Origin of the sequence: Scopulibacillus darangshiensis, from assembly GCF_004341035.1 — a bacterium.
GTDB lineage: Bacteria > Bacillota > Bacilli > Bacillales > Sporolactobacillaceae > Scopulibacillus > Scopulibacillus darangshiensis.
Genome location: NZ_SLXK01000001.1, coordinates 300,502 through 319,421, shown reverse-complemented (window position 1 = coordinate 319,421; position 18,920 = coordinate 300,502). Strand labels below are relative to the sequence as shown.

At 41.5% G+C, this 18,920-nt stretch carries 20 protein-coding genes; 3 read left to right on the top strand and 17 right to left on the bottom strand.

The features are described from left to right. Positions 1–125 precede the first annotated feature (125 nt). The 3 genes from EV207_RS01675 to EV207_RS01665 all read right to left on the bottom strand — a co-directional run bounded on the left by EV207_RS01675 (position 126) and on the right by EV207_RS01665 (position 2,668). Positions 126–698, bottom strand: a complete 573-nt coding sequence (locus EV207_RS01675; RefSeq protein WP_132742952.1) for a nitroreductase family protein — start codon at positions 696–698, stop codon at positions 126–128. A 114-nt stretch (positions 699–812) separates the two neighbouring features. Then, positions 813–1,199: a DUF4190 domain-containing protein gene (locus EV207_RS01670; protein WP_207902901.1), complete on the bottom strand. Its 387-nt coding sequence runs from the start codon at positions 1,197–1,199 to the stop codon at positions 813–815. Between the two features lie 92 nt (positions 1,200–1,291). Then, positions 1,292–2,668 carry a two-component system sensor histidine kinase NtrB gene (locus tag EV207_RS01665; protein WP_165886803.1) on the bottom strand — a complete coding sequence of 459 codons (1,377 nt, stop codon included), beginning with the start codon at positions 2,666–2,668 and terminating at the stop codon, positions 1,292–1,294. Positions 2,669–2,860: 192 nt separating this feature from the next. On the opposite strand from EV207_RS01665, the gene EV207_RS01660 reads away from it, so the two are divergent. After that, positions 2,861–3,106, top strand: a complete 246-nt coding sequence (locus EV207_RS01660; RefSeq protein WP_132743004.1) for a DUF2624 domain-containing protein — start codon at positions 2,861–2,863, stop codon at positions 3,104–3,106. 31 nt (positions 3,107–3,137) lie between these two features. Here the strand turns inward: EV207_RS01660 and EV207_RS01655 are convergent, their stop codons facing one another. Then, positions 3,138–4,028 carry a deoxyribonuclease IV gene (locus EV207_RS01655; protein WP_132742948.1) on the bottom strand — a complete coding sequence of 297 codons (891 nt, stop codon included), beginning with the start codon at positions 4,026–4,028 and terminating at the stop codon, positions 3,138–3,140. A 133-nt stretch (positions 4,029–4,161) separates the two neighbouring features. Here EV207_RS01655 and vrrA point away from each other — a divergent pair, with 133 nt between their 5' ends. Further along, positions 4,162–4,845, top strand: a complete 684-nt coding sequence (gene vrrA, locus EV207_RS01650; RefSeq protein ID WP_165886802.1) for a VrrA/YqfQ family protein — start codon at positions 4,162–4,164, stop codon at positions 4,843–4,845. Positions 4,846–4,947: 102 nt separating this feature from the next. After that, entirely contained in the window at positions 4,948–5,895 is a 948-nt protein-coding gene (locus EV207_RS01645) for a 4-hydroxy-3-methylbut-2-enyl diphosphate reductase (protein ID WP_132742944.1), read from the top strand. A gap of 29 nt (positions 5,896–5,924) precedes the next feature. On the opposite strand, the gene EV207_RS01640 is transcribed toward EV207_RS01645, so the two are convergent. From EV207_RS01640 to era, 13 genes are all read right to left on the bottom strand, one after another. Further along, on the bottom strand, positions 5,925–7,046 hold the full coding sequence (locus EV207_RS01640) for a Nif3-like dinuclear metal center hexameric protein (protein ID WP_132742942.1): 1,122 nt from the start codon (positions 7,044–7,046) through the stop codon (positions 5,925–5,927). Further along, complete coding sequence (locus tag EV207_RS01635) at positions 7,039–7,743, bottom strand: tRNA (adenine(22)-N(1))-methyltransferase (RefSeq protein ID WP_132742940.1); 705 nt, start codon at positions 7,741–7,743, stop codon at positions 7,039–7,041. Before EV207_RS01635 ends, EV207_RS01640 begins: the two co-directional genes overlap by 8 nt. A 207-nt stretch (positions 7,744–7,950) precedes the next feature. Further along, positions 7,951–8,307 (bottom strand): cytochrome c550, encoded by a 357-nt coding sequence (cccA, locus tag EV207_RS01630; RefSeq protein WP_132742938.1) that lies wholly within the window; start codon positions 8,305–8,307, stop codon positions 7,951–7,953. 215 nt (positions 8,308–8,522) lie between these two features. After that, positions 8,523–10,145: an AMP-binding protein gene (locus EV207_RS01625; protein WP_132742936.1), complete on the bottom strand. Its 1,623-nt coding sequence runs from the start codon at positions 10,143–10,145 to the stop codon at positions 8,523–8,525. Positions 10,146–10,232: 87 nt separating this feature from the next. Beyond that, the gene (locus EV207_RS01620; RefSeq protein WP_132742935.1) at positions 10,233–11,372 is read right to left on the bottom strand and encodes an acyl-CoA dehydrogenase family protein; all 1,140 of its coding nucleotides are present in this window, start codon (positions 11,370–11,372) and stop codon (positions 10,233–10,235) included. A gap of 310 nt (positions 11,373–11,682) precedes the next feature. Beyond that, positions 11,683–12,792, bottom strand: coding sequence for an RNA polymerase sigma factor RpoD (gene rpoD, locus EV207_RS01615; protein WP_132742933.1), 1,110 nt, complete (start codon positions 12,790–12,792; stop codon positions 11,683–11,685). Positions 12,793–12,828: 36 nt separating this feature from the next. Then, positions 12,829–14,628 carry a DNA primase gene (dnaG, locus tag EV207_RS01610; RefSeq protein WP_132742931.1) on the bottom strand — a complete coding sequence of 600 codons (1,800 nt, stop codon included), beginning with the start codon at positions 14,626–14,628 and terminating at the stop codon, positions 12,829–12,831. Positions 14,629–14,659: 31 nt separating this feature from the next. Further along, positions 14,660–15,118 carry a YaiI/YqxD family protein gene (locus EV207_RS01605; RefSeq protein WP_132742929.1) on the bottom strand — a complete coding sequence of 153 codons (459 nt, stop codon included), beginning with the start codon at positions 15,116–15,118 and terminating at the stop codon, positions 14,660–14,662. 194 nt (positions 15,119–15,312) lie between these two features. Next, positions 15,313–16,128, bottom strand: coding sequence for a pyruvate, water dikinase regulatory protein (locus tag EV207_RS01600; RefSeq protein ID WP_132742927.1), 816 nt, complete (start codon positions 16,126–16,128; stop codon positions 15,313–15,315). Between the two features lie 19 nt (positions 16,129–16,147). Beyond that, on the bottom strand, positions 16,148–16,777 hold the full coding sequence (gene ccpN, locus EV207_RS01595) for a transcriptional regulator CcpN (protein ID WP_132742925.1): 630 nt from the start codon (positions 16,775–16,777) through the stop codon (positions 16,148–16,150). Between the two features lie 192 nt (positions 16,778–16,969). Then, a complete protein-coding gene (recO, locus tag EV207_RS01590) occupies positions 16,970–17,716 on the bottom strand; it encodes a DNA repair protein RecO (RefSeq protein WP_132742923.1) in 747 nt (248 codons plus the stop codon). A gap of 18 nt (positions 17,717–17,734) precedes the next feature. Continuing rightward, positions 17,735–17,875 (bottom strand): YqzL family protein, encoded by a 141-nt coding sequence (locus tag EV207_RS01585; protein WP_132742921.1) that lies wholly within the window; start codon positions 17,873–17,875, stop codon positions 17,735–17,737. 138 nt (positions 17,876–18,013) lie between these two features. Then, the gene (era, locus tag EV207_RS01580; RefSeq protein WP_132742919.1) at positions 18,014–18,919 is read right to left on the bottom strand and encodes a GTPase Era; all 906 of its coding nucleotides are present in this window, start codon (positions 18,917–18,919) and stop codon (positions 18,014–18,016) included. Position 18,920 lies beyond the last annotated feature (1 nt).

Below are 18,920 nucleotides of genomic sequence, written 5' to 3'. Positions count from 1 at the left end.
AAGAAAACTCGCCGATTGGCGAGCCTTTGGTGAAGACAGAGGCGTAGTTGCACTTATGTGCGTCAGAAAGTTATACTTTCTGATTAACTAAAAAATAGCTGGCGAATTGCGCCAGCTATTTTTTCTTATTCACTCACCCAAGTTGTAACTTCTTCCACCGGCTTTTTATCCGTTACTGGCTTATCGCCATTAGGATAGCCGAGATACACATATCCTAGAACAATGCCTTTATCTGATGTACAAAAGCTTTTCTTCATAATATCAGTATATGCTGTATCTCCAGTTCGCCAAATTGCCCCCAAGCCATTAGCATGGGCGGCCAGCAACATATTCTGAACAGCACAGCCTGTGGCCAGAATCTCCTCGATTTCTTTAACCCTTTCCAGCTCACTCGGTTCTGCCGTGACAACAATAATCACCGGTGCACGCAGGGCGGATTTAATGCCCTTTTCATAAGCACTGGCTTTTTCCTCCTCATTTGGATCGACAAGCTTTTCGGTATTAATTTGACCGTAAGCATCGCCAAGCTTCTTTCTGCCGTCCCCTGTTAGAACGGTAAAACGCCAAGGCTCGGTTTTAAAATGATTTGGCGCCCAGCGCGCCGCTTCCAAAACCTTTTCTATTTCGGCTTTTTCCGGCGTCTCCTCTTTAACCCTTCCTAACGACCGTCTCGTATGAATCGCTTCAATGACATCCATGATCTAACCCCTTTCAAATACTTTTTATGTACCCTTTTATATTGTATAACAAATCAAATGGTCATAAAAGAAGGAACATCCCGCCTTTGGCGGAATGTTCCAACTCATAATTCTCTAAAAGAATGGTGCGGCAAACATCATGATAACAATTGCCGCTATGCCGATGCCGATAGCCCAGGCACCCAAAGCACGTGCTCCCTGTTTGCGAGCGATGATTCCGACGATAATTCCTGCGGCGCCCATTACCACCGGCAAGAAAAACAATGCAATAACGGAAAGGACAATGGCCAGCCAGCCAATTCCTGTTCCCGCAGTATCTGTCGCATCATCCGTATCTCTCGTAAACATCCGGGTATTAACAGCTGATTCGGCGGCTGTCTCTTCGTTATAATCAACGCTTTCATCCCTCGCGTATTCTTCATCAAAAGAATCGCGGGTGACATCATCATCGTTGTATAACGATGTTTCCTTGTTAAAGTCGTTAAAGCGATCCTCAGCCATGTTGATCCCTCACTTTCTATTTTAGGATCCTTCTTAGTTTGGCACGATCGACCGCTTTTCATATATGTAAAACATACCAGTCAAAAAAACCATTACTTTTCCAAAAAAGGTAAGGTGAAAATAATTGTTGTTCCTTCTCCAAGAGTACTTTTAATAATAAAATCACCATAATGATCTTCCACAATCTTTTTACAAAGCGGTAAACCGATGCCCGTTCCGGTTTCTTTGGTAGTAAAAAACGGTTTACCTAGCTGATCGAGGACGGATTTCTTCATGCCCGGGCCATTATCGGATATGGTGACGCGATATTCGTCAGTATTAACAGCCGTTTTGATAACAAAATGCCTGTCGGTTTGATTTTCATCAAAGGCTTCAACCGCGTTTCTAAGCAAGTTAAGAATGATTTGTTTGATCATTGAATCATCAAAGTAAATTTTGCGTTCCGTTTTTTCAAAATCATAATCAAAATTAATTTTTCTTAACAAACATTCTGACCGAATGAGCGGTATAAGTGAATTAAAAAGGCCATTCGGGTCTTGAGCCCGTTTTCTTGATGTTTTCCTAGACAGAGATAAAAAGTCCTCAACAATATTGTTCATTCGGTCAATCTCCGACAGAATTGTTTGATAATATTTGCCGATATTATTTGTTAATCCGGATAATTGGATAAACCCTCTTATTACAGAAAGCGGGTTTCTAAGTTCATGGGCAAAGCCCGCTGCAAGATGTGAGACAGACTCCATTTGCTGCTTATGCTTAATTAAGCTGTTGAATTCATTCGTTTCGGTTCGATTATCAATAACAAAAATAATTTGTTCCGTTTCATCAAAATATATAGCATGAATATGAAATAAATTGTCTTTGTGGACATGAAACCATTGGCAGGTTGTTCTCTTGCGCCGAACCTCATTAATCATATTTTTCGCAAGATCACGGAACGAGTAGTCATCATTATGATTTTCCGGCCCGTCCACTTTTGTTGCAAATTCTTGGAAATCATTGTATATAAATTGATTATTCCTATCTACAAGCGCGACCGACACGGTTAAAGTGTTTAATATTATTTCCATTTTCCCTAGTAATGATTTTAACGATGTATCGACTTCATTGATTTCATAGCCCGCAAGTAAGATATGGTTGTCCTTACATTTCCCGCGATAACGGACCTTTTTTATTTTGTCGGAAACCTGATGATACAATACCTTTTCGATGACATCTGTCGAGCTGGTTATTTCTTTAAAAAATAAAAAGGCCTGGTGCCTATGATTTCTGGCAAAAGTGTAAAAAAATTGGTCCCCGATATCCTTAATTAACGCTTGCCCATTAGGATTACTATCTATAATTTTTCCATTCGGGGCAACGCGAAAGCGAATTTCGAACGATAATTCATTTTCAAAGGATTGATTTGTCAGGGTGGAAACTGAAGATTCATAACTGTAAATAACTAACCCCTCCCCTAATGAAATCACAAACATCCAAATAGTATGATATTTAATTATACAAGAATTATGGCGATTTATACAGATGGTTCTGATAGACAAAGTCCGACGAATGCTTGTCATAACTTTGTGGTTTCGATCACTTTTTGTTGAGTCACACTCTTCTAAAGCCCTTCATACCATATAGCAGACTTAAGGTAAGAGGTGAACATTGTGAATCAGATGATTAAACAGCTTGTTAATCAAAAAATCAACAATATGACCCCAGATGAACTGCTTAAAGTAAGCCGGCAATATGGCCTTTCGCTAAGCCGTTCCCAGGGAGCAAAAGTATCCGGGCTGCTAAAGGGAAGAGAAGTTGATATCTTTGATGACCATGAAAGGAAAGCGTTATTGAAAACAATCGCAAAAAATATCGACCCCGGTCTCGCCGTAAGTATGAATAAATTATTTAATCAATTTATTTAAACAGACCAAAATAACACGAGGTCTCCTCGTGTTATTGGTCCATAATGTCTTTAAGTAATCGGTCGTTGAATGTCTGTTCCTTAAGCATATCTATTTCAAATTTATATGGCGGTTTTTTATTTTTTTTGTCCTCACCAACATAGGGTGTCTCAAGGATCTTTGGAATATTTTCGAACTCGGGATGATGGACGATTTTGTTAAGGGCATCGAACCCAATATGCCCGCAACCGATATTTTCATGCCTGTCCTTTCGTGCACCGCAAGGATTTTTGCTGTCATTAACATGGATAACCTTTATACGATCCACGCCGACAATTTTATCAAATTCATTTAGTACACCATCGAAATCATTTATAATATCATAGCCTGCGTCATGGGTATGGCATGTGTCAAAGCAAATCGAGAGCTTGTCATTATGACTAACCCCATCGATAATTTCTGCAAGGTGTTCAAACTGATAGCCGCATTCAGAGCCCTTTCCCGCCATGGTTTCCAAGGCAATTTGCACCTTATCATCCTTTGACAACACATGATTTAAGCCTTCAATGATTTTTTTTATGCCTTTTTCTTCACCTTCACCGACGTGTGAACCTGGATGCAGAACGATTTGGCCCGCACCGATTGCCTCTGTACGATCAATTTCTTTTCGCAAGAAGGATACGCCAATCTCAAAAGTTTCCGGCTTAATCGTGTTTGCGATATTTATAATGTACGGGGCATGAACAACGATATCGTTAATATTGTTTTCCGCCATATGCTTACGCCCTGCTTCAATATTCAGCTTTTCGATCGCTTTCCTCCTCGTGTTCTGCGGTGCTCCGGTGTATATCATAAAAGCTGTAGAACCGTAAGATAACGCTTCTTGACTTGCCCCCAATAGCATTTTGTCTCCACTCATTGATACATGTGAACCAATTTTCAACTAAAACACCCCTTTCAATATGCTATTTTACCATAGTACCATTCGCTTTGGGTATGCCCACACCCATCCCTTGAAAAAGCATAAGATGTTATTGGCATTGTTTCTGTGCTTATTGGAGAGGAGTGAGATAAACATGTTTCCTTTCAAACAAACACCGCAGGTCCCCACACAGCCAATGAATATGGCACAGCCGCCATTCTTCGGCATGGGTTCCGGTATGGGCCCGGGCGCAGGCTCCGGCATGAGTCAATCCCCTTCAGGCTTTGGCGGCATGGGCGGAATTCCGGGAATGATGAACGGGGCCGCAGGGCAGGCGGCTCAAGCTCCCTCGGGTCTTCAATCAATTACAAAGTTCTTGAACCCGGGCGGTCTGGCAGGGAATGCCGGATCTGGGGCGGGAGGCGGCATGAACCTGATGGGGATGTTCCAAAATGTCCAAAAAGTTGTTAAAGGGGCTCAAACGGTCATTCCAATGGTTCAGCGCTATGGCCCTATGGTTAAAAATGTGCCAGCGATGTTTAACATGATGAAAAGTTTTAAGGAAATCAGTCAAATGGATGATAGTGACTCAGATAAAAAAGATGACTCTGCAGATTCGGATCAGGATTCAAACAAAGAAAAGGATTCAAAAACAGACAAAAATCAAGCCGAGGACAAAAAATCAAAGACGAGTAAAAATTCAAAAACATCAAGTGAAAAAGCAAAATCATCAAGTAAAAAAGCAAAATCATCAAGTAAAAAAACCACAGTAAAAAAAACAAGTCAGTCTAACAAAAAAAATGAAAGAAAACCCTCAACACCAAAATTGTATATCTAAAACCGCCGATTCATTGTCTTATTTCATTGCCTCCTTTATAATAAATAAAAGAATACGATACAATCAATTGACTGATCAGCTTCACAAGGAGGCTTATTTTTTATGGATGTTATTAAAGTTTCACCGCGCGGATATTGCTACGGTGTTGTCGATGCTATGGTTATTGCCCGTAAAGCCGCAATGACCGAGGAGCTCCCAAGACCTATTTATATATTAGGCATGATTGTTCATAACCATCATGTAACGGAAGCTTTCGAGGAAGAAGGTATTATTACCCTTGACGGTAAAAAGAGGGTTGAATTGTTAAATGGGATTGAAAAAGGGACTGTGATCTTTACAGCTCATGGGGTCTCCCCGGAAGTGCGGAAGATGGCCGAGGAAAAAGGCCTTACAACAATTGATGCTACATGTCCCGATGTCACGAAGACCCATGATTTAATTAAAGAAAAGAAAAAAGAAGGTTACCATGTCGTATATATTGGTAAAAAGGGCCATCCTGAACCTGAGGGCGCCATTGGTGTTGCCCCGAATATCGTCCACTTGGTTGAAACCCACGAAGATGTGGATAACCTTGAGCTTAATGCTGAAAAAATCATTATTACAAATCAAACAACAATGAGCCAATGGGATGTAAGAGAAATTATGAACCATGTTAAGGAAAAATACCCGCAAGCTCAGATCCATAATGAAATTTGTCTTGCAACACAAACAAGGCAAGAGGCTGTCGCTGAGCAGGCTCAAGAGGCTGACCTTTTGCTTGTCGTCGGCGATCCACGCAGTAACAATTCAAATCGCTTAGCACAGGTTTCTAAGGAAATCGCCGGGACAGAAGCCTACCGGATTGCTGACCTTTCAGAGTTAAAACTCGAGTGGCTCGAAGGTGTTGGAAAAGTGGCTGTAACCGCAGGCGCATCGACGCCAACACAATTGACAAAGGAAGTCATTCTATTTCTGGACCAATATGATCCGGAAGATCCAGCAACATGGGATATTGAAGGAAAAGTATCAAGGGGAAAAAGTATTTTGCCTAAAATAAAAATAAAAAAATAGCTGGTCCTGAAAACCCGGTCCAGCTTTTTTTATATAAACGTAAAAGGATTTGTGTTGACTCCGGAAATGACCACTTCAGTGCTTGAGCCGTTCTCTTGAACCACTTTGTCAAAGAAATCCTTAACAGGCTTCTTTAACACCTTTTCAATATAATGTCCGGCATCTATCAGCATCAAATCATTTAGGATCGCATCATGTGCTGTGTGATAATAGATATCACCGGTTATCAGGACATCCGCGCCTCTGTATTTGGCAAATGGCACAAGACTGTTGCCATCTCCGCCTGAAACAGCTACTTTTTCGATAACGGCATCAGGGTTTCCCGTCATGCGGACGCCATCGAGGCCAAAGCGCCGTTTGACTTCCAAAGCCAAGGCTTTCAATGTGATTGGCTGCTGCAGCTTGCCTATTCTTCCAAGACCATATGTCTCTCCTTGGTTCTCCATCGGAAAAATGTCATAGGCCACTTCTTCATAAGGATGAGCAGCAACCATTTTTTTAATAGCGGTTTTCAGTAAATGATCCGGAACGATCGTCTCAATTTTAACTTCATTCACTTTTTCAAGCTGTCCCTTGGCACCGATATGCGGGTTTGTCCCTTCTCCAGGCAGAAATGTGCCCGTCCCTTCACTATTAAATGTGCAATGACTATAGTTGCCAATCGCTCCCGCACCGGAGGCGCCTAATGCCTGCCGGACAGTTTCAGCGGCTTCCATTGGTACAAAGACAGCTATTTTGTGCAACGGTTCTGTATATGTCGGTTTCAGAATGGCGATGTCCTGTAAGGAAAGCTCCTTCGCTAATAAATCGTTCATTCCTCCCGCCGCAATATCAAAATTCGTATGGGCAACATATACGGCAATATCATGTTTGATGCATTTCGCTACAATCCGGCCCTGTCCTTGATCAGATCGGACATTTTTTAACGGCCGAAAAATCACAGCATGGTGGGCCACAATCAAATCGACGTTTTGCTCGACCGCTTCATCTACCACATTTTCAAGAACATCTAAAGTTACCATGACCTTCCTGACCTTTTTATTCAATGTCCCTATTTGACAGCCGATTTTGTCGTTTTCAAAAGCCAATGTCTTGGGGACCCATGATTCAAAAGCTTGAATCAACGTTTGGGCATGAATGGCATCACTCATTTATTTCACCTTCGATCATCTTTAATTTCGCTTCGAAATGGCACCTTTTTGCCATTATGTCAGGGGATTGATTGGTTTGATCCAGCGACATCAGTATTTGTTTTACCTTATGTGCCTCGCTTAACCATTTTTTCTTAAACACATCCCCGCGTGATTGAAGCAGTTTAGGTCCCATTAATAACTCCCTTCCGTTTAACCCACGATGCTGTTGGTTATAACGGGCAACGATAATCTCATAAATGTGACCGTCTTCTTCCAAAATATCCTCATCAGAGACGTCCCAAGAATGGGAATCCAGCCATCTTCTCAAAGTATCGGAGCCGACGTTCGGCTGAAGAATTAATGTCATATTGTCAGACAGTTTCGACGTGCCTTCATCCAAGATTGTTCGAATAAGACCGCCGCCCATTCCCGCTACGACAATAGTATCGACTGCATCAGCTTTATCAATCACTTCCAAACCATTTCCCATCCTGACCTGGACTGCCTTTTCTAAGCATAAGGATTGTACTTTAGTTATCGCTGATCGATACGGCCCTTCATTCACTTCTCCAGCAACCGCCTTAGCAGCCAGACCCGTTTGACATGCGAAGCATGGTAAATAAGCATGATCCGATCCAATATCCGCCAAAACAGCTCCCTGCCGGATGAATGCTGCCACCCGCCTCAGTCTTTCTGATAATTGTATTGCTTCCATTTTCATCACCATTTACTTATGTATTTGACTCTACTTTATCATAACGAATCCATTGCTTAAAGAAAACTTGGCTTATCGCCAATCTTAATGGCGAAAGCCTTAGTTGCACTTATACTTTATTCCGCTTTTTCGCTTTAGCGAAACTTAAACATTTTTAAAGTATAAAGAAAACGATCACCGGTTAAGTTCGGTGATCGTTTTTGTAGGCTATTTCTTTTTGGACAGCCAATCGGCTACTTTCTGAGCGGCATCTCCTGATATAAGATTACCAGGCATGCCACCGCCGCCATTTTTAATTTGATCTAAAATTTGCTTTTTAGATATTTTAGATCCAATTTTTTGAAGGTTGGGCCCAGCGCCGCCCTCAAGATTTTGTCCGTGGCAAGAGCTGCAGTTTTGGGCGAAAATTTTATCCGGCTTCATTTGTTCCTGTTTTTCGCCGCCGCCGTTCTTCTTAGCTTGACGGTCTTGTACGATATTGCCGCCCCAAACGGATAAGACGATAACAAAAACAATACCCAGTGTTGCGATAAGAGCGAACGGCATGAGTGGATTACGTTTCACCTTAACTTGCCTCCTTATGTATGCATATTTTGCTGTTTATGAGCCTTCAAACCGAATGAATAAAAGAATCCTTTTTTATTTTACTGTAAATTCGCAATTAAGAAAAGGGTTAACGGTGTTTTTTTCCTTATTTTTAATGAACAACATTGTTGCGCTTACCGTAAATTCCTTGAAAAGAAAACTCGCCGATCGGCGAGCAAGACAGCGATTAACGATTAGATCATATCCTTTTTTATTTTAAGTTGCTCCTGTGCCAGGCTCCTAAGTTTATATTTCTGTATTTTTCCCGAGGCCGTCATAGGGTACTGATCGGTGAAAAGGATATGCTTTGGGATTTTGTAAAAGGCAATTTTGCCTTTGCAATAGTCCTTAAGTTTTGCCTCATCAAGGGATGTACCTTGTCTTTTTTGAACGTATGCCACCACAGTTTCACCATACTTTTCATCAGGAATCCCGATGATCTGGACGTCCATAACATCCGGGTGGGAATATAAAAACTCCTCGATTTCACGCGGATAGACATTCTCTCCGCCGCGAATAATCATATCCTTTAGGCGGCCTGTTATTTTATAATAACCATGCCTATCAACCGTCGCCAGGTCGCCTGTATGAAGCCAACCTTCATCGTCAATGGCACTATTTGTGGCAGCGTCATTATTATAATACCCCTTCATGACATGATAGCCTCGCGTGTAAAGTTCCCCTTGAATGTCAATCCCGGATTCTTTTCCAGTCACAGGATCAATCACCTTTGCTTCAACTAATGGAAGCACTTGTCCGACGGTATTCACTTTCCGTTCGATTGAGTCATACGTCCTCGTTTGGGTGATGACCGGAGATGATTCTGTTTGACCGTAAGCAATCGTAATATCCGTCATGCCCATCTCTTCCATAACCTGCTTCATCACCTCAATCGGACAGGTGGAGCCAGCCATAATACCCCGCTTAAGGGTATTAATTCTAAAATCTTCAAAATGAGGATGATTCATCTCTGCGATAAACATCGTCGGCACACCATGCAAAGCTGTACACTTTTCGGCTTCGACAACCCTTAAAACTTCCTCGGGATCAAATGTGACAACAGGCACCATTACAGCCCCTACGGTTACGGATGCCAATGTACTCATAACACATCCAAAACAGTGGAATAAAGGAACGGGAATACACAGGCGGTCCCCATCCTTAAGCCCCATAGCTGTTGCCACTTGGAAGGCATTATTAATAATGTTCAAATGGGTGAGCATGACACCTTTTGGAAATCCGGTCGTTCCCGATGTGTACTGCATGTTAATCACATCACCGGGTTCCAGTGATGTCTCCCTTTCTTTAAGAGCCTTATCTGTGATTTCTTCCCCTAGTCCATTAAGGCTATTAAAATGCAACATATGATCAGGCGGCCCTTCATCACCGATATAAACCATCCTTTGCAGCTTTGGACAGGCACCTGACTTCCATACTTTTATTGCAGTATCTGTATAAGATACTCCTTTATAGGCATCTATCAGGAATAATGTTGTCGTGTCCGATTGTTTTAGTAAATATTCAAGTTCCTTTTCCTGATAACTTGTGTTTACAGTAACAAGCACCGCACCGATCCTTGCGGAGGCAAATTGGAGCAGGATCCACTCCGGAACATTGGTGGCCCAGACAGCAATGTGTTCACCTTTTTTAATCCCTAGTCCCATCAGCCCCTTAGCCAGCCTTGTTGTTTCTTCAAAGAAAGTTTTGTATGTAAAACGGAGACCGCGGCTTGAATATACAACAGCCTCCTGGTCCGCGCTCTGTTTTACCCGATCCGATAGGAGCTCGCCAATTGTTTGATTTATTAACTTTGCCATTCCAATCACCACACCTTAAAAAATCTTTTCTAGCAAATAAGGGTTTTTATCTCTTTATATGACAAAGTTTCTCTCCAATTTTCTAGCCTAACAGCCTATTTCTCTTGCTATGACCATCCGTTGAACCTCAGATGTCCCTTCACCGATTTCAAGCAATTTTGCATCTCTCATGTAGCGCTCAACTTGATATTCTTTCATGTAGCCGTTGCCGCCATGAATTTGAATGGCATCTCGGCAAGTTTCCATACAAATTTCTGATGCGTAAAGTTTGCACATAGATGCCTCTTTTGAAAATTTACGGCCATGATCTTTCAGCCATGCAGCCTTGTACAACATACCTCGGGCTAGTTCTAATTTCATCGCCATGTCGGCGAGTTTAAATTGAATAGCTTGAAACTTTGAAATAGATCTTCCGAATTGTGTTCTTTCTTTGGCGTACGCCAGGGCCTTCTCATAGGCTGCCTGAGCAATGCCAACAGCCATCGCACCAATACCTATCCTTCCCCCGTCTAAAGTAATGAGAAACTGTTTGAAGCCTTCTCCGCGTTTTCCAAGCATGAAGTCTTCAGGGACATGGACATCTTCCACATAAATTTCCGTTGTATCTGATGCGTTCAAACCCATTTTTTCGTACGGTGCTTTGACGGAAAACCCCATTTTATCTGTTGGTACAATAATGGCGCTTATTTCCTTCTTCCCATCTTTTCTTGCGGTAATGGCTGTCACAGGGACAATTTTTGCATAGGAAGCATTTGTGATAAAGCATTTGCTGCCATTAATGACCCATTCGCCATTAACGAGCTTAGCTTCGGTCTCAGTGCCGCCGGCATCCGAACCGGCGTTAGGCTCAGTCAATCCGAAAGCTCCAAGCGATTCACCTGTACAAATTGGGACTAAGTAATCCTTTTTTTGTCCTTCTGTACCAAAGAGATTAAGCGGGGCTCCTCCCAAAGATACATGGGCAGAGTAAGTAATTCCTGTTGAACCGCAAGCCCGGCTTAGCTCTTCCACCGCTATGGCAAAACTAATGGTATCAGCACCGCTTCCCCCGTACTCCTCTGGAAAAGGCAATCCCATAATACCGAGTTTCCCCAACTGATCAAAGATTTCTTTCGGAAACGCCTTATCTTTGTCTCTTTGTTCAGCGCCCGGAGCAACAACTTCATCAGAAAATTCCTTCATCATTTTGTAAATCATTTGTTGCTCATCTGTTAAATCGTAATTCATCTGTCTCTCTCCCTTTCGTGTCACGCGCTTGTATGCGCTTACAACTATTATAAAATGATTGCGCATTGCGTTTCAATCTTTTGAAAAAATTTAAAAAATTTTATATGAAATAATGGGAGTTTAAATAACCGACAGGAGGCTCATCACCCGCTCTTTCCTTTAAAAGAAAATGATTATTTAAAAAACTTGTATTTGCAAATCATAACAAAAGTCAGTAAAATATAGGTAGGAATTAAAAAAACAAGACCCAACAAGATATAACTTAAAAAGAAAAAGCTTACCTTCAAATGAAAGTAAGCTATGGAATGACCTATTCTAGAAAATCTTTAAGTTGTTTGCTTCTGCTTGGGTGACGTAGCTTCCTTAGAGCTTTGGCTTCAATTTGTCTAATGCGTTCCCTGGTTACACCAAAAACTTTACCCACTTCTTCCAAAGTTCTAGTTCGCCCGTCATCCAAACCAAACCGCAGCCGTAAGACGTTTTCTTCTCTATCAGTCAAAGTATCGAGAACATCTTCAAGTTGTTCTTTAAGTAGTTCGTAAGCTGCCGCGTCTGACGGTGCCTGTGCGTCCTGGTCTTCAATAAAATCGCCTAGGTGAGAATCATCCTCTTCGCCAATCGGTGTTTCTAAAGAGACAGGTTCTTGGGCTATTTTCAAGATTTCTCTTACCTTATCCGGCGGCAATTCCATCTCTTTTCCAATTTCTTCAGGTGTAGGTTCACGGCCTAGATCCTGAAGCTGCTGGCGTTGGACGCGGATCAGTTTATTAATCGTTTCAACCATGTGAACTGGAATCCGAATCGTACGCGCCTGATCAGCAATCGCACGAGTAATCGCCTGACGAATCCACCATGTCGCATAGGTGCTGAACTTGAAGCCTTTTTGATAATCAAACTTTTCAACAGCCTTAATGAGGCCCATATTGCCTTCTTGAATCAAATCCAAGAACAGCATGCCGCGGCCTACATAACGCTTAGCAATACTGACAACGAGCCTGAGGTTCGCTTCAGCAAGCCGACGCTTCGCTTCTTCATCGCCTTCTTCAATTCTTGTTGCTAAGTTAATTTCTTCTTCAGCCGATAGCAGGTCAACACGGCCGATTTCTTTTAAATACATTCTTACTGGGTCATTGATTTTGACTCCGGGGGGCACGCTGAGATCGCTGAGGTCAAATTCTTCCTCTTTTTCATTGCCTCCGCTTGGTTCAGCTTCATGGATTTCCTCCATTACATCAACACCTTGATCACCAAGGTATTCATAGAACTCATCCATTTGCTCCGAGTCTTGATCAAATGGCGCCAAACGTTCGGCGATTTCACGATAAGACAGCATACCGCGTTTTTTCCCCGTTTCAACCAGTTGCTCCTTAACTTGATCAATGGTCAGTTCGTGGTCTGTCTTATTTGGTTTCTCAGCCATTTGATCCCCTCCTTCCAATACTCTTAATTCTCATCATTAATGCCTCATCATCTCTTTTTTCATTGAAATGATTTCCGCAAGTAATCTTGCTGCCAGGTCGTCATCATGATTTTGTTCCGCCTTTTTTCTTTCGTCCTCTTTTTCCTCAATTAAAGCGGTATGAGACTGTTTTATAACCTGTTGGATATAATCATCGATTTCTTTTTCAGACGCCCTTTCATTGACCTGCATCATGGCAATGTCAGAAGCAGTCTTCTGTAATTCCGGATCACTCAAACGTTGAATAAATGCACTGATATCCGCTCGTTTTCCTTCAGAATAAAATGCGTATAAATGAGCCGCCAATGCTTGATGGATATCAATGTTAAAAAAGCCGCCTATAGCATCTTGCACCCGCTCTGCGATGTCCACATCTCTCATCATATGTGCGAGCAACTGTCGCTCTGCCATTTGGTAAGCGGGATATAACGTTATTTGGTTTTTATACTTTACTGGCTTTGATAAATCGCGGGCTTTGCCCTTTTTTTGCCGCTGCCGGTAAATTTGGAATTGCTGCTGTTTGAGCGCATCCAGAGAAATCGAAAATTCCTCGGATAGCTGCCTTAAATAATGGTCGCGTTCAACCGCCTGACGAAGATCGGCTATCTCCTTTAATACTTCTTCGATATAGCGCATCCGATCTCCTTCATCTTGCATTTTTCGACCGTTTTTAAGGAAATCCATCTTAAATGCCATAAGTGTCTGGCTGGCCCCTATTACATCGTTCCTAAAACGTTCTCCGCCAAACTTACTAATGTAGTCATCGGGGTCTAGACCTTTTGGTATTTTTGCCACTCTAATTATTCTTCCGCTGTCTTTCAGCATTTCAGCTGCTCTGAAAGTGGCATTAATTCCCGCTTCATCAGAATCGTAGCATATAATAATACTTTCGGCATTTCTAGTTAAAAGTCCTGCCTGTTCCTCAGTTAAAGATGTTCCCATAGAGGCAACAGCATTTGTCACACCGGCCTGATGTGCTTTAATGACATCAACATAACCCTCAAATAAAACCACCTGATTTTTTTGTTTTATAGAAGCTCTTGCCAAATGATAACCGTAGAGCAATTTGCCTTTATGAAAAATCACAGATTCCGGCGTATTCAAATACTTGGGCTTTTCGTCCGTCAGGACTCTCCCGGCAAAGGCAACAGTTTTGCCTCTATGATTCCAGATAGGAAATATAATACGGTTGCGATACCGGTCAAAATATTTATTATCAAACTGACGTGTTGATAAAAGACCAACATCCTCCATAAGTTCTAGAGGCACCCCTCTTTTTTTCAAGAAGCGTGTGGCTGTTTCCCAAGAGTTAACAGCGTAGCCAAGCTGAAACTTGTCAATCGAGGTTTCATCAAACCCCCGTTGTATTAAGTAAGCCTTCCCCGCCTGACCATATCGGGCATCATTAATAAGAAAATGGTAGAACTTTGCTAACAGCTCTAAAGCATGATATAAAGTTTCCTTCTCCCGATTCTTAGGTTCATTCTCACGTCCGGCCGACTCGCGATTTGGTAAATCTACATTTGCCTTTTCACCCAAAAAATAAACAGCTTCAACAAATGACAATCCTTCAATTTCCATAATGAAGGTATAGATGTTGCCGCCGACCCCACAGCCGAAGCAATTAAAAATTTGTTTTTCCGGGGACACAGAGAATGACGGTGTATGTTCATTATGGAAAGGACAAACGGCAAAATAGTTCCTTCCCTGTTTCTTTAATTGAACATATTCACCAATAATCTCAACAATGTCCAGAGATGTTCGTATTTTTTCGATTGTTTCTTCTGGTAACCGCATGTGCCATGCACCACCAATGCGCTTAAATATATTAGCTTTTGCCTTGTAATTGGCTAAGGAGCTCTTCTAAGGTTAGGCAAAAATTCCGGCGGTCTGTTGAACTAAAAGCCTTAGGCCCGCGAATTCGATGACCGGCTGAAAGTTCTTTGTATGACAGGTACCTTCTATGAAGGATATGGGGCATGTCTTCCTCATTTAATAATTTACCGTTTGCTGTTAAAACATAAACCTCCTTGCCCGTTAAAAGGCTGGCAAGTCCCATGTCCTGAGTAACGACAACATCACCCTTTCGGACATGATTGACGATGTAAATATCAGCCGCTTCACGATCAGGATCGACAAAAATCCACTCTGGGCCGCGGTTAGGGCCAAAATGTGCATACGATGCAATAAAAAATGGTGATATGTCATACTTTATTGCCATTTCACGTATTTCATTTTTCACGGGACATGCATCAGCATCTACGAATAGGCGTCTATCCTTTACCATATGTTCTTTATTCTATATCTCCTTATCAAAATCCTTCATGGTAAATCATGTTTAAATTTTTCGAAATTTGTCGAAGGGTAGCCAATTTAACTATCATTGTTATTTTAATCACAAATATGTATTATAATACATTTAAAATATAATCCGCAACTCCTTTGCCTAAATCCTCTAAAAATCCTTATGCCAATAATTACCTACTTTTTACCTAAATATAACGTTAAAATTTTATTTGCCGTCTCTTCCACGGCTCGATTTGATACATCAATGACTTTGCAGCCGATTTTTTCCACGATCCGTTCAAAATGATCCAACTCGGCTTTTATTCTGTTAATTTTTGCGTAATTAGCACCAGCATCAAGTCCTAGAGCGGCAAGTCGTTCTATTCTTATATGATTCAATTGTTCCGCTTGTATCCTAAGACCAAAACATTTTGCCGGGTCAACTTCAAATAATTCTTCTGGGGGATCAACCTCTGGGACCACAGGGACATTTGCTACTTTTAACCTTTTGAGTGCGAGATATTGAGACAATGGTGTTTTTGATGTCCGTGACACGCCGACGAGGACAATATCAGCGCGATGAATGCCCCGGGGATCACGACCGTCATCATACTTTACTGCAAATTCAATGGCTTCAACTCTTTTAAAATAATCTTCATCAAGTTTATGTGTTAAGCCTGGCTTATGTGTTGGGGTTTCAGCGAATATCTGCTCCATTTTATTTATCGTTGCCCCCATTATGTCCACGTATTCGACATGCTGCTCCTTTGCCTGAGCCATAAGATAATTTTTGATTTCAGGCACCACTAGTGTAAAAGCGATCATGGCGGAACTTTCCACTGCTGATCGGATAATCTCATCCACTGTGTCAATATCACTGACGTAAGGGAATTTTTCAACATCGACTTCGATCGCCTGAAATTGGCTCGCCGCTGCTCTAACGACGAACTCGGCGGTTTCTCCCACAGAATCTGATACGATATATATTAAACCACTTTTCTTTTTAAACACTTATGATCCCTCCTATGTATTATTCAAATTCTCCTTCTGCAAGTTCAACAAAAGCGCGGGTGATATTTGTCTTGGTAATCCTGCCTATAACCTCTAAGCCCTTCCCAGTTTCTTTCACAACCGGGAGACCGTCAATTTGCCGCTCAATCAATAATTTTGCAACATCAATAACCAGATCGTCACTGTGGCAAAGTGTGATGTTTGGCATTCTAGACATAATGACACTTACGGGTATCGTAGAGAGATCTTGATTGCCAAGACTAGCTCTTAATAAATCCTTTCTTGAAAGCGCTCCGGTTAATACACTGTCCTTATTGACAACAAACAGTGTTCCGACATCTTCAAGGAACATGGCACATATGGCATCGTAAGCCGATGATGATTCTTGTACGACAACCGGGATCGACTCATATGCACTAACCGTCATTTTTTTCACTTTATCTGTTAATAGCTGTGATTGGGTTTTACCGGTGTAGTAATAACCCACACGCGGTCTTGCGTCCAAGAATCCCGACATTGTCAATATTGCTAAATCGGGTCTTAATGTTGCCCGTGTGACATTTAACTTCTCCGCAATCTGCTCCCCAGTTATCGGACCGCTTTCCTTGGTTATTTCAATAATCATTTTTTGACGTTTGTTCAATTCCATACATTCACCGCCCTTCCATTGTATATTGTTTCATAATATGATCATGCGTCACCCTTTTACAAGGATAACACGTAACCCTCATGTTTTCTTTATATATTCGATTGAAGTAACGGTAACCCTTCTTTTAAAACTTAAATAGAACCCCTTTTCTTTAGATCTTCCTAAAGAAAGGAGTTCGTGTTTATTTCTTCACTATTTTTGTTCAAATGATGCCATTTGATCCAAAAAGCGTTTGGACTTCAGATGCAATCCTGAATACTGATCATAATATACCGTCATAATCCTTTTCATTTCTTTCACGGTTTCTGGTTTTAGATTAATCTTCCCTAGCCGGCTTATATCAATATGCTTGAAAAGCCGGAGCAGACGGGCGGCGGCTGCAGACATTGGCAAAGCATGTTCATCTGTGTGAGCGCAACGCTTGCATAGATAACCGCCTCTATCGACCGAGAAGCTGAAAGGACCAGTCTCTTCCCCGCAATGGACACAACCATCAAACCTTGCTTCAATACCCGCTGGGCCCATCATTTTAACGTCGAAAATGAGGGTCAATACTTCTGGGTCAACCCCTTCTTCAATATAGGTTAAAATCCTAATCAGCAAGTCATATAGAAAGGGATTTCTGACATTTTGTTCGGTTAATTTATCAATAACCTCTACAATGTATGCGGCATAGGCCATTTTAAAAATATCGGCTTTAATATTCCTTAGCGGTTCTATTGTTTCCCCTTGATATAAAGTACCAAGCCCTTTGCTTTTCTGATAAAGAAATTGACCGAAAAACAGGAGCTGACTGGCTGCTGAAAGCCTGCTTTTGGTCTTTTTCGCACCACGGGCCATTAATCCAACCTTCCCATGCTCTTTTGTAAACACGGTTATAATCTTATTGGTTTCTCCATAATTGATCGTTTTAATAACGATCCCTTCCGCTTTCTCCATTTGGAAGCTCACCTTCATTTACTGTGTGGGCTGATCCTCAAGGGCCTCCCAATCATCTATATCTATAAGGTCATCATGTTCACTTTCCATTTCTCTTAACAAAAGATAAGTGTCGATGTTTCCGGTCATGCAAAAGACTCTCCAAGTAAAGTCTAACATGGTTTAACCACCTTTCACACTTTTAACCTTTAATTTAGAGGCTTTCCATACTTTTAGGTTTTACGGAATCAGCAAAAACATGATAAGGAAATATTGTTAATGAAATTATTGGAAGCTTTGTCACGGCATCAAAGGGATTTAGTAGTCTTCCTCATTAAAGCCATAATCACGCAACTGTGATTCTTTATCCCGCCAATTTTTTTGTACCTTAACCCATAACTCCAGAAATACCTTGGACCCGAGAAGGGCTTCGATATCCTGACGGGCGAGTGATCCGACTTTCTTTAACATACCGCCGCTTTTGCCGATGATGATTCCCTTTTGGGAAGCACGTTCGACTATGACGGCAGCTTGGATATAAACGACATCCCGATCTTTCTTATAGGACATCTCATCGATTTCAATAGCGATGGAATGAGGGACTTCTTCCCTCGTTAAATGCAAAATCTTTTCCCTGATCAACTCCGACACTATAAATCGTTCGGGATGATCTGTCACTTGATCATCGGGATAGAATTTTGGCCCCTCTTCTAAGTATGAAGACACTTGTTGTAATAATGTATTCACATTATTGCCTTCTAGTGCGGATATTGGCACAATCTCATCAAATGTGTACTTATTCCGGTACATATCAATCAATGGTAGAAGTTCTTCAGGATGGATTTTATCAATTTTATTCATGATCAGAAACACTGGTGTTTTTGCACGCTCCAGCATATCAATAATATATTGATCCCCTTTGCCATAACCCTGTTCGACATCAACCATAAAAATAACCAGATCAACCTCGTTTAATGTTTTTTGAGCAATTCTTGTCATATATTGGCCAAGCTTATGCTTTGGTTTATGTATGCCGGGTGTGTCGATAAATACAATTTGAGCTTCGTCGGAAGTGTAGACACCGCGAATTTTGTTTCTGGTTGTCTGTGCTTTATCACTCATAATAGCTACTTTTTGTCCTAATACCTGATTTAATAGCGTTGATTTGCCTACATTCGGACGGCCAATCAGTGCAACGAATCCTGATTTAAATGTTGTTGCCATT

Bases quoted from the DNA above. Each gene is read 5' to 3' on its own strand.
- EV207_RS01675 (WP_132742952.1), bottom strand. From the start codon at position 698: ATGGATGTCATTGAAGCGATTCATACGAGACGGTCGTTAGGAAGGGTT.
- EV207_RS01670 (WP_207902901.1), bottom strand. From the start codon at position 1,199: ATGGCTGAGGATCGCTTTAACGACTTTAACAAGGAAACATCGTTATAC.
- EV207_RS01660 (WP_132743004.1), top strand. From the start codon at position 2,861: ATGATTAAACAGCTTGTTAATCAAAAAATCAACAATATGACCCCAGAT.
- vrrA (WP_165886802.1), top strand. From the start codon at position 4,162: ATGTTTCCTTTCAAACAAACACCGCAGGTCCCCACACAGCCAATGAAT.
- EV207_RS01645 (WP_132742944.1), top strand. From the start codon at position 4,948: ATGGATGTTATTAAAGTTTCACCGCGCGGATATTGCTACGGTGTTGTC.
- EV207_RS01640 (WP_132742942.1), bottom strand. From the start codon at position 7,046: ATGAGTGATGCCATTCATGCCCAAACGTTGATTCAAGCTTTTGAATCA.
- EV207_RS01635 (WP_132742940.1), bottom strand. From the start codon at position 7,743: ATGGAAGCAATACAATTATCAGAAAGACTGAGGCGGGTGGCAGCATTC.
- EV207_RS01625 (WP_132742936.1), bottom strand. From the start codon at position 10,145: ATGGCAAAGTTAATAAATCAAACAATTGGCGAGCTCCTATCGGATCGG.
- EV207_RS01620 (WP_132742935.1), bottom strand. From the start codon at position 11,372: ATGAATTACGATTTAACAGATGAGCAACAAATGATTTACAAAATGATG.
- rpoD (WP_132742933.1), bottom strand. From the start codon at position 12,792: ATGGCTGAGAAACCAAATAAGACAGACCACGAACTGACCATTGATCAA.
- dnaG (WP_132742931.1), bottom strand. From the start codon at position 14,628: ATGCGGTTACCAGAAGAAACAATCGAAAAAATACGAACATCTCTGGAC.
- EV207_RS01605 (WP_132742929.1), bottom strand. From the start codon at position 15,118: ATGGTAAAGGATAGACGCCTATTCGTAGATGCTGATGCATGTCCCGTG.
- ccpN (WP_132742925.1), bottom strand. From the start codon at position 16,777: ATGGAATTGAACAAACGTCAAAAAATGATTATTGAAATAACCAAGGAA.
- recO (WP_132742923.1), bottom strand. From the start codon at position 17,716: ATGGAGAAAGCGGAAGGGATCGTTATTAAAACGATCAATTATGGAGAA.
- EV207_RS01585 (WP_132742921.1), bottom strand. From the start codon at position 17,875: ATGTTAGACTTTACTTGGAGAGTCTTTTGCATGACCGGAAACATCGAC.
- era (WP_132742919.1), bottom strand. From the start codon at position 18,919: ATGGCAACAACATTTAAATCAGGATTCGTTGCACTGATTGGCCGTCCG.